This is a genomic window from Streptomyces sp. NPDC018045 (genome assembly GCF_044327445.1).
In the GTDB taxonomy this organism is placed as follows: domain Bacteria; phylum Actinomycetota; class Actinomycetes; order Streptomycetales; family Streptomycetaceae; genus Streptomyces.
Genome location: NZ_JBIRFL010000036.1, coordinates 43,037 through 53,535 on the forward strand (window position 1 = coordinate 43,037; position 10,499 = coordinate 53,535).

5 protein-coding genes and 2 pseudogenes are annotated in these 10,499 nt (G+C 70.3%); 3 read left to right on the plus strand and 4 right to left on the minus strand.

All coding sequences use genetic code 11. The annotated features are described in order from the left end of the window. Positions 1–943 precede the first annotated feature (943 nt). Positions 944–1,390 (minus strand): annotated as a pseudogene (locus tag ACH4EB_RS35820) (transposase family protein); the annotation flags it as partial. A gap of 296 nt (positions 1,391–1,686) precedes the next feature. Here ACH4EB_RS35820 and ACH4EB_RS35825 point away from each other — a divergent pair. Continuing rightward, positions 1,687–1,815, plus strand: a complete 129-nt coding sequence (locus ACH4EB_RS35825) for a hypothetical protein (RefSeq protein ID WP_398352560.1) — start codon at positions 1,687–1,689, stop codon at positions 1,813–1,815. A gap of 10 nt (positions 1,816–1,825) precedes the next feature. Here ACH4EB_RS35825 and ACH4EB_RS35830 read toward each other — a convergent pair whose 3' ends face one another. Both ACH4EB_RS35830 and ACH4EB_RS35835 read right to left on the minus strand, forming a co-directional pair. Continuing rightward, positions 1,826–2,266 (minus strand): VOC family protein, encoded by a 441-nt coding sequence (locus ACH4EB_RS35830; protein WP_398352561.1) that lies wholly within the window; start codon positions 2,264–2,266, stop codon positions 1,826–1,828. A gap of 219 nt (positions 2,267–2,485) precedes the next feature. After that, positions 2,486–3,337, minus strand: a complete 852-nt coding sequence (locus ACH4EB_RS35835; RefSeq protein WP_398352562.1) for an oxidoreductase — start codon at positions 3,335–3,337, stop codon at positions 2,486–2,488. 204 nt (positions 3,338–3,541) lie between these two features. On the opposite strand from ACH4EB_RS35835, the gene ACH4EB_RS35840 reads away from it, so the two are divergent. Next, on the plus strand, positions 3,542–4,414 hold the full coding sequence (locus tag ACH4EB_RS35840; protein WP_398352563.1) for a helix-turn-helix transcriptional regulator: 873 nt from the start codon (positions 3,542–3,544) through the stop codon (positions 4,412–4,414). Between the two features lie 1,114 nt (positions 4,415–5,528). Next, positions 5,529–7,066 (plus strand): annotated as a pseudogene (locus ACH4EB_RS35845) (ISKra4 family transposase). A 79-nt stretch (positions 7,067–7,145) separates the two neighbouring features. Here the strand turns inward: ACH4EB_RS35845 and ACH4EB_RS35850 are convergent. Then, positions 7,146–10,499: hypothetical protein (locus tag ACH4EB_RS35850; protein WP_398352564.1), on the minus strand; the 3,354-nt coding region annotated here is incomplete at its 5' end.

Genomic DNA, 10,499 nt, shown 5'->3' on the forward strand with positions numbered 1-10,499 from the left:
GCCCAGCACGCTCGTGCCCGACACACACGAGTTCGCCATCACCATCCGGGCGCGCGTCTCGGCCGGCGCGCGGCAGTTCCCCACCCCGACGGCTGCCCCCACCAGGGGCGCTCCGTGACAACCGGCCGCGGGCGTGTCGTCGGGCACAACTCCGTGCCGCTCGTGACCGACGCCGAGGGCCCCGGTCGGCTCGGGATCCGTCACCACCGCCATCCCGCCAGGCCACTGGCCGAGGGCCGCCAGCCAGCCGACGACATCGGTGGGGGACAGGGGGCGGAAGTCCAGCGCGTCCGCGGTCTCCAGTTGCGCGGTGACCTCCTGGGCGGGCTCGGCTCCGGTCAGGGCCGCCGGCAACGGGTGTCCGGCCGCCCTGACCAGCACCACGAGTTCAGCGGCCGGACTGGTGATCGTACGGAAGTTCGCGCCGCGTACCTGGTCGGAGGCAGGCAGATGTTCGCCCGACCGGGGCAACGGCACCGAGCGGCCCGGGCGCAGCGCCAGATGCTCCTCCACGTGCGCCTCCAGGACTCCTGTGTCGACCGCGTCCATGGTGTACTCCCATGCCTCCGGCGCGGTGATCCAGTCCAGCGCCCGGACCGAGGGCCAGTCGGGCATCGGACGGCGCGCGTCGAAGTCCTCCAGCACTGCCCAGCGCAGCCGGTTGACGAACTCCTTCTTGCGCAGGCCCAGATAGGTGCGGAGCGCCTCTTCGTGCTCGGCGGCGTGGCTGACCGGGCCCAGGGACGGGCTCATCGCGCGCAGCGTGTCGTTCAGCTCGGCGGATCCGATGCCCAGGGCGCGCCGCAGTTCGTCCGTACCGCGGGCCGCGCGGGCCTTGGCGGTGAACTCGGATACGGGGACCGGGAGCTGGGCGGCGTACTCCGCGAGGTGAGTCTGGAGCTCCCGGATGTCGCCCGGCGGCGGGAACAGCGAGTTCGCCGTCTCCGTGCCGAGCAGGTGGACGAGGAAGAGCCGGCAGCTCTCCAGGACCACGCCGATGGCCCCGTCGATCCGGCGCGGCCTGGCCGGGATGGTCGCGGCCCAGACCCAGGTAGCCGTCATCGAGCACAACCTCGACCAGGTCGAAGTGGCGAAAACAGCCGGTGATACCGGCAGCGCGAGCTGCGGTCACATCGTGCCTCCGCCCTGGCCGCAGAGCATCCGTCCACAGGGTGCGGCCTTTGCCGTCCGCGATGACGGTGGCTTTCATCGTGTTCTGCTTCTTCTTGCCCGACACGAACGCCCGCCTGCCCCCGCGGTCGGCAGCGGGCCGGCGGACCTGCACCTCGGTAGCATCCAGCCGCAGTTCGACACCCTCGGCCTGGACGCAGGCGAGCACGTCCTCCAGCGTACGAAGCCGCAGGCCAGGCCGGTCGGGAACAGTGAAGCCATGTCGGTTGTGGTCACGGCAGGGCAGTGCGGGGGCTCCCTGGCTCCCCTCAGTTCGAGCACGTCCTGGGGAAGGTTCGCGTGCCCTACATCGGCGCCGGGCAGGCCGCCCCGCACCTGAACCGATCGCATCCCCGCCGACAAGGCGCACGCATCCCGGAAGAACCATGCCTACCTGCGTCGGCGCGGGATCCGCTGCCCCATGCCGGCCAAGGCCGAACAAGCCCGCAACCGCAGGAGCCCCGGCGCGAAAGGCGGCAGGCCGCCGAAGTTCGACCCGGAGGAGTACACGGCCCGGTGCGCCGTCGGGTGCGGCACCAATCGCCTCAAGAGGCACGGCACCGCGCCGTGGCCTGGAGATACCACAAGCTCGCCGTCGGCTACGCGGCGACCGTCCGCATCGCGGCCATCAACGAGTGGCTATGACGCGAGGCTGTCAGTCGCCGAAGGCGATCAGCGCACCACGCCCGTCAAACCTTGCGGTGGCCGCCCACGCGATCTCCCAGCGGTTGCCTTCCGGGTCAGCGATATACGCAGAGCGGCCACCCCAGGGGCGGTCCACCGGCTCGGCCACAGCCATGGCACCGGCCGCCACCGCGGCCTCGAAAGCCGTGTCCACCTGCTGCGGGCTTTCCACATTGCAAGCAAGCGTGATGCCCGACCAACCGGTGGGAGGCGGAGAACCATCCGCCGCCTCGGCGGCGAGCTCCTCGACGGGATACAAAGCGAGCAGCACACCGCCGAGCAGAAAGCCCGTCCAGTCGTCGTCACTGGACGGGATCTGCGTCCACCCCAAATTGCAGTAGAACCGGCGCAGCCTCGGCAAATCCCGGGCACCGAGCGTCACCACAGACAGACGAGAAGGCAGTTCAGACATGACCAAGACCATGCATCTGACACACGGCACCCGACAACAGGACGGTCACATTCACTTTCGACATAAGCCCTGGTTTGACTCTTAACCTCCACCCGGTTGTCAGGGGGCGCTGGGCGTGAACGGCTGTGAGCAGGTCCGGCTGTGGTGGACCAAGAGCGGCCGGCTTGGTGATGACGGCCGCCGTCGCGGCCCCTCGCTGGGGCCCGGCAGCGAGTGACGTCAGGCGGACCGGCTGAGGTCGTCGAAGTCGGTGGAGGCCGACAGCTCGGCCCATGCCAGCATCTCGCGCTCGAAGGCGTCGCGGCCGGCCTGGACGAGCCGAAGCGCGTCGGTGCCGAGCAGCAGGCGCGTCGGCGGCTGGTCGGCCGCCACGATGCGCAGCACCGCGGCCGCGGCCTTGTCCGGGTCGCCCGGCTGGGTCCCGCTACCGTTGATGCGCCGGGCGCGCAGCGGCTCGAACAGCTCGTCGTAGTCGGCGATCGCACGGGGTGCGCGGACCATCGAGCGGCCGGCCCAGTCGGTCCGGAAACTGCCCGGCTCGACGGCGGTGACATGGATGCCGAAATCGGCGACCTCCTTGCCGAGTGTTTCGAGGATGCCCTCCACCGCGAACTTGCTGCCGTGGTAGAAGCTCAGGCCCGGCATCGTGATCAGCCCGCCCATCGAGGTGACGGCGATGATGTGGCCCGAACGGCGCTCCCGCATGTGCGGCAGCACGGCCTTGATCACCGCCACGGTTCCGTAGACGTTCACCTCGAACTGACGGCGAAGATCATCCATCGACGACTCCTCGAAGAGGCCGTCATGGCCGTACCCGGCGTTGGCGACGAGTACGTCGACCGGGCCCAGGACGCGCTCGGTCTCGTCCACGACCGTGTCCACCGCGCCATGGTCGGTCACGTCCAGGATGCGGGCGTACGCGTCGCCGGCGAGCGCCTCAAAGGCCCGTGCGTCGGCGGGCGTGCGCACCGTGCCCACCACCCGGTGGCCCGCGGCCAACGCCGCGCGCGCGAGTGCGCGGCCCAGGCCGGTGCTGACGCCGGTGATCAGGAATGTCTTGGTGTCCGACACAGGAGTTCCCTTCGTGCGATGCGAACAGAGGCCGACCGGGGCGTTGGGCCCCGGGCGGTCTCGGCACGTTCCACTTCAGCACCGGAATCGGCTGCCGAACGTCTTTTGGGGAGCCCGCCTCGCCCCGGGGACAGCCGGACCGGGGGACTGCCAGTCCCCCCTTCGCGGGCCGTCGGGGCGATCTGGGGCCCTATCGTGGACGGCATGGACCGCAACACAGCTCTCGGCGAGTTCCTCCGCTCCCGGCGGGCACGGATCACCCCGCGCCAGGCGGGCCTGCCCGACGACGGCGGCCCTCGGCGCGTGCCAGGACTGCGCCGCGAAGAGATCGCGCAACTGGCGGGCGTGAGCGTCGACTACTACGTACGCCTGGAACGCGGACGCCGGCTGAACGTCTCCGAGACCGTGCTGGACGCCATCTCCCGCGCGCTGCGCCTCGATCCCGTCGAACGCACCCACCTGTTCCAGCTCGCCAAACCCGCCGCGGGCAGGCCCCGCCGCACGGTGACGCGTCCGCAGCCGGTCCGTCCGGGACTGCGCGACCTGCTCCGGACCCTCGAGCACACCCCCGCCCTGGTGCTGGGGAGACGGCTGGACGTACTTGCCTCCAACCAGATGGCACGTGCGCTGCTCACCGACTTCGACGCGCTGCCGCACCGCGAGCGGAACCTGGTGCGGTTCATGTTCCGCGACGAGACCGCCCGCTCGCTGTATACCCACTGGGACACCCACGCCCAGGACATTGTCGCCTCGCTCCGGCGCGACGCCGGACGCCATCCCCACGATCCGCTGCTGGCCGAACTCGTCGGCGAGCTCTCGATCGCGGACGAGGACTTCCGCCGCTGGTGGGCCGACCAGAACGTGTATCGACACACGCATGGCAGCAAACACTTCCACCACCCGATCGTCGGCCCGCTCACCCTCCATTACGAGTCCCTCACCCTGCCCGCCGACCCGGACCAGCGGCTGAGTGTCTACACCGCCGAGGCAGGCTCCAGCTCCGAAGAGGCGCTTCGGCTCCTGGCCGCGTGGATACGGCAGCCCGAGACTTCGCACGAGCAGTACACAGATCATTAGACGCCCGTCGCCCGCGAAGAGCGGTCGGCCATCATGACTGGGGCCCACGAGCCGGGATAAGTGACATGAAACCCGGTCAGGCCTTGCGCCCCACCGGCCGGTGACCAGAAACCCTCGTCGAGGAGGGTGAACCGGTCGCCGAGGCCCACAGGCGCAAGGCGACGGGTCCGGTGATCCGGGCGGCGGGCAGGGTGTGGTGTAGGGCGAAGGTGACGGTGTCGCCGGGCGCCTCGAAGTGGTGGTGGCGTCTGTGGCGGACGGAGTGCGGAAGAGGGTGTGGGTGGTGGCGTCGTGGTGGAAGTCGGCCCACTGGGTGCCGGTCAGCGGGCAGATGGTGTTGTCGTGCCAGCGGATGCCGTCGGGGTGGTGGACGGCCACCCGTACCGGGGGCTGGTGCTGCCGGCCGGTGTCTTCGCCTTTGGGTGCGGATCCTCTCGGGGGATGGCTGAGCTGGGAAGACGCTGATTGGTGTGGGGTGGCGCCGTCCCACTTCTACCGTGGCGGGGTGGAGGTGGGGCGCCATGGTGTCTTTGCCGGAAGAGCTTCAGGCGCGGGAGGCCGCGGCTCGACAGAGGGGGGAAGAACCACAGGCTGAGGCTGCGGAGTTGGCTGCCCGGCTGGAGAAGGCGAGGGAGGATCTTTCGCGGTGGGAGATCATGCGGGAGACCGTCGCGCAGGTGCTGGCGGAGCTGTCGGCCGCGGAGGCCGAACCGGACGTTGCGGCGGAGGATGCACCGGAAGCGGACAAGCCGTCGGCACCTCACGGCAGCGGGGTGACGATGGTGCCGCCGTGGCGGGAGGGCCTGGTGGTGGTGGTGCTGCCGGATGGGTACCGGGACATTGTGGAGAGCATTGCCGATGCGCCGGGACCGGTGCAGGGCAAGCAGATCGTGCCGCGGATCGGTCTGCCGACGACGACCGGGAAGATCGAGGGGACCAGGAGCAAGCTGAAGCGGCTGGTGGAACGGGGGTGGAGGAGGACACGCCGGGACGGTTCACCCTCGCCCAGCGAGGCCCGGGGCGGAGCCGGGCCAGCTCCCAGTGACCACGGGGCTCTTCCTCGTGGATTCGAAGGTGCCAACCGAAACGAACCATTCCCGGGGAAGAGCCCTCGATGGAACCGTACGACGCCTTACCCCAGCCTGATCCGTACTCCGCCTCCCGTGATGCCTTCGAACACCTCATCTGACGCTGGCCGGCAGCCCGGCGGCACGCATGTCCCATGACGAACTGGAAGGGCAACTCGAACAGCTCGGACGTGAACTGCTGCGGCATCTGATGCAGGACCACCTCGATCGGCGTGCCGGCAAGGAGGAGACGGCGGTGGCAGCCGACGCAGGACGACGCGTGGTACTCGGTCCGGAAGGACAGCCGCGGACCTGGCGGGAGAGGAACCACAGTCGCCTGCTGACCTGCGTGTTCGGACCAGTGCGGGTGACCCGGATCGCCTACCGCGGCCGAGGTGTGCCCAACGTGCACCCAGCCGGTGAGCACCTGTCGCTGCCCGTCGGCCGCCACCCGCGCGGTCTGGCCCGGCTCGCGGTCCTGGAAGCGGTCCGCGGCTCGTTCGACCAGGCCGCCGCCGCGATCGAGCGACGATGCGGGAAAGTGCTGGGCAAGCGCTGTCTCAAGGAGCTGGTCCTGGCCACCGCCGTCGATGTCGCCGCCTACTATGCGGCGAAGGTCCCCACCCCGTGCACCCGCGAGATGCCGCTGGTCATCCAGGTCGACGGCAAGGGCGTGGTGATGCGTCCCGAGGCCCTGCGCGAAGCCACCCGCCGGGCCGCGGCCAAGACCGCGGCGGCCGGGAGGCGCGGACGCCTGGCCCCAGGGGGGGAGACCCAACCGCAAGAGAATGGCGACGATGGCCTGCGTCTTCGACGCCACTCCCGCACCACGCCGGCCGCACGACATCGTGCACCCGCCCGGCGGCCGCAGCGAGCTACGACCGCCGTGGCCGGGCCCGAAAGCGGAGCGGAAATGGTGCACCGCCTCAGTGATCCATCCGCCCAGCAGGTAGTCGCCGACGCCTTCGCCCAGGCCGAAGCCGGCGACCCGCAGCATCTGCGCGACTGGATCGTGCTCGTCGACGGCCCCGCCACCAACTCGGTTTGATCCCATGCCGAAGCCGCCCGCCGCGGCAACCACCCGAACGTCCTGCTCGACTTCGTGCACGTCGCCGAGTACTGCTGAACGGCCGCGCACGCCTTCCACCCAGCAGGCAGCCGCGAGGCCGAGATCTGGGCCGGGGACAAACTCACCGCGGTCCTTGCCGGACATGCCGATCGCGCGGCTACCGAGATGGCCGCCCAGGCCGCAGCCGGACAGCTTCCCGCCGCCAGCCGCGAGGCCGTCACCACCTGCCACCGCTACCTCACCGGCCACCTCGACCAACTCCGCTACGACACCGCCCTCAAGAAAGGCTGGCCCATCGCCACCGGCGCCGTCGAAGGCGCCTGGCGACACCTGATCGCCGACCGCCTCGACATCACCGGCGCCCGCTGGGGGCTCGACGGCGCCGAAGCCGTCCTCCAGCTCCGAACAGTGATCACGAACGGCGACTTCGAGGACTACTGGATCTTCCACGCGGCCCGCGAACATCAACGCCTCTACCCCAGCCCTGACCAGCAGGACTACAGCCTCACTGCTTGATCCCGACCATCACTTCAGAGGATCCGCACCCAAAGGACGATTAGGCAACCGGCTGCCGGGCCAGAGGCTACGGACGAGCTCAGGGGCACAGGTCCTGCACCGGCTGGTGCGGCAGGAGCCTGGACCAGTGATGGAGCGTGCTGAGGCGGCACACACGTGTCGCGACGTATTCGGCGTCGGTGCTCCAGAGGTGGGTGGTGCCGGAGGCCGTGATGGTCGCCAGCGCGCGTCCGGTCGGGGAGAAGTGAATGCTGCTGCCGGCCTCGGCACCGGTGAGGGCGGCGCGTAGGCGGCGGGTGCGGGTGTCCCACAGCCGGATGGTGCCGTCGGTGGCCGTGGTGGCGAGGGTGGAGCCATCGGGGCTGAAGGCCATCGCGCGCGTCAGGCCGTCGTTTGTGCTGAGCGTGGCCGTGACGCGGCGGGTGGCGGCATTCCATATCCGCACACTGTTGCTGGTGTTGCCGACAGCCAGGGTGCGGCCGTCCGGGCTGAAGGACAGGATCCTGGTCGCGTCTTTGGGGCCGGAAAGGGGTGTGCGGGTCTGCTCGGAGCCGATGGTCCACAGCCGTGTGGTGCCGTCGGCGCTGACGGCGGCCAGAGCGCGGCCGTCAGGCCGAAGGGCCAGGCCAAGCACCGAGACGGGTGCATACAGGACCGCGGTGGGCTGCTGGACACCGGCGTCGACGTCCCATACCCGGATGGTGCCGTCGTTGCCGGCGGCGGCCAGGGTGTGCCCGTCAGGAGTCATCGACAGCTGCCACGTGGTGGTGGCGGCCGTGGCCTGGGGCAGTGCCGCGAGGAGTTTGCCTGTCAGCAGGTTTCGCACGCGTATGACTCCATCATTGCCGACCGTGGCCAGCGTTCGGCCGTCTGCGCTGGCCACCCTCACTTTGGCGGGCTGAGGGCGGCGCGGGGACGGTGGGTCGGTACGTGGTGGAGTCGTGGACCAGCGGGTTACCAGGTTGTCGTGATCGACGGTGAGAAAGGAGTAACGGTCCTCGAAGGACGTGTCGGCAGTGGTGGTGCCGGTACGCCCGGTCAGCGTGGCGGGGCGGCGCCTCGCCACGTCCCACAGGAGGGCGGTGGAGCCTGTGCCTGTGGACGCAAGGCTGTGGCCGTCGGGCGAGAACGCGAGGGCGGAGACGGGTTGTGTCACGGTCAGCGTGGCCAGGGCGGTGCGTGCTCGCGGGCGCCACAACCGTACGGTGCCGTCCAGGCTCGCACTGGCCAGCGTGCGGCCGTCCGGTGAGAACGCCACCTCCTGTATCTCGTCGCTGTGGCCGGTCAGTGTCGCGAGCAGGCGGCGGGAACGTACGTCCCACAGCTTGATCCTGTGGTCGGTGCTTCCCGTGGCGAGTGTGCGGCCGTCGGGAGCGAAGGCTACGGCGTTGACCGCGCCGGTGTCTCCGGCCAGCTCGGCGGAGGGCTTGTGGGTGGAGGTGTTCCACAAGCGGGTGGTGCGGCTCATGTCAGCGCTGGCCAAGGTGCGGCCGTCCGACGAGTAGGCCAGCCGCATTACTGCGTCGGTATGCCCGGTCAGAGCGGCGCGTTCCCGGTGAGTGCGCACGTTCCACAGGCGGACCGTGCGATCGCTGGCGGCGCTGGCCAGTTCCTGGCCGTCGGGCGAGAACGCGACGTCTTCGACCGTGTTCGTGTGGCCGGTCAGGGTGGCCAGGAGGCGGTGGGAGCGGGCGTCCCACAGCTTGATGCTGCGGTCGTTGCCGGCGCTGGCCAGGGTGTGACCGTCCGGGGAGAATGCCACCGTGTTGACGAGGTCGGTGTGGCCGGTCAGGGTGGCCAGGAGGCGGTGGGAGCGGGTGCCCCACAGTTTGATGGTGTGGTCGACGCTGGCCGTGGCCAGGGTGCGGCCGTCGCGTGAGAAGGCCGTGCTGCTCACCGGCCTGCTGTGGCTGGTGAACTGGTTGGCGTAGAAGCGGGCGTAGGCGCTGAGCAGCCCGCCTCGCGCTTCTGCTGTGGGGGCCTGGCGGTACCCGTCCAGGGCGAGGAGCATGGCGGCCTCGGGGGATGAACCGCTCAGCCGTAGAGCTCGGTCGGCGAGTTGGCGCGAGGAGGCCAGCCGCTGTTGTGCGTCCGCCACTGACGACTTGCGTACGGCCACCGCTGTTGCGGCCACCGCGAGGACCAGCAGCACACTGACGGCTGCCGTGAACTGACGGCTGCGGCGGGTGCGCTGCTGGGCGGCACGGACGGACTGGTGCAGGAAGCTCCTTTCCAGCGCGGACAGTTCTGCCATCTGTGCGGGAGTATGAAAGGTGTCCTGGGCCTCTGCGAGTGCGGTGCCGCGCAGCAGCGCCCCACTGTCACGGCGGCGTTCGTGCCAGTTGCGGCTGGCATCGGTCAAGCGCCGGTGGCGCCGCAGGCGCTCGCGGTTGTCCTCGAGCCATTGGTACAGCCGGGGCCATGCGGTGATCAGCGCTTCGTGCGCGAGGTCGACGGTGGTGCCGTCCAAGGTGACCAGCCGAGCACGAGCCAGTCGCTCCAGCACGGTGTCCGGGGCCGCGCCCGGGGCGGCGCAGTGTGCCGTGGCGAGCTCGGCCCGGTCGATGGGGCGGCGGGTGTCAGCGGTGCCCTCTCCCGGGGTGATCAGGCGCAGCAGTATGTGCCGGGCGGCCTCCGCCTGAGGCGGGGTGAGCCGGGAGTAGAAGTCCTCGGCGGTCTGGGCGATGGCGCCGTGGATGCCGCCGGCGGCTTCGTAGGCGTCGAGGGTGAGGGTACGGCCGCGGCGGCGGCGCCAGGTCTCCAGCAGGACGTGCGACAGCAGCGGCAGACCGCCCGGCTCCTGGCCGGCCTCTTCGATGAGGCGGGCGGTCAGCGCACGCTCCACGACCAGCCCCTCCGCGGCTGCGGGTTTGACGATCGCTGCACGCAACTCGTCCGGCGTCATCGGGCCGACCGGCAGACTCGCCTCCTTGAGGACCGCCGCCAGTGCCTCGTACTCAAGACAGCGGGCATAGAAGTCCGCCCGTACCGCCACGCATATCCGCAGCCGGCTGCCGGGATCGCGGGCCGACGCCAGCAGGCGGACGAACTCCGATCGTTCCGCCGCATCCCGGCAGAGCGTGAAGGTCTCCTCGAACTGGTCTACCACCAGCCAGGTGTCTCCCGCTCCAGGGGCCGGGGTGAACAGCTTGCGGTGTTCGTGCACCGGCCGGGGGCCGGGCGTGAGGATACGGATCGCCGCCGGACGCAGCGCCGTGTCCGCGGTGGTCTGCAACCGGGGGATGAGCCCGGCGCGCAAAAGGGAAGACTTTCCGCTGCCCGACGGGCCGAGCACCATGACGCACCGGTGGGTTTCGGCCAGGTCGGTGAGGTCTTCCGTCAGGCGGGTCCGGCCGAAGAACCGGGCATGGTCGCCGGGTTCGAAACGGGCCAGGCCACGGTAGGGAGGGTCCGTCAGCTCCTCGTCCGGGTC

What these genes read in the sequence shown, in the direction of transcription:
- ACH4EB_RS35840 (WP_398352563.1), top strand. Translation starts at nt 3,542, where the DNA reads ATGGACCGCAACACAGCTCTCGGCGAGTTCCTCCGCTCCCGGCGGGCA.
- ACH4EB_RS35830 (WP_398352561.1), bottom strand. Translation starts at nt 2,266, where the DNA reads ATGTCTGAACTGCCTTCTCGTCTGTCTGTGGTGACGCTCGGTGCCCGG.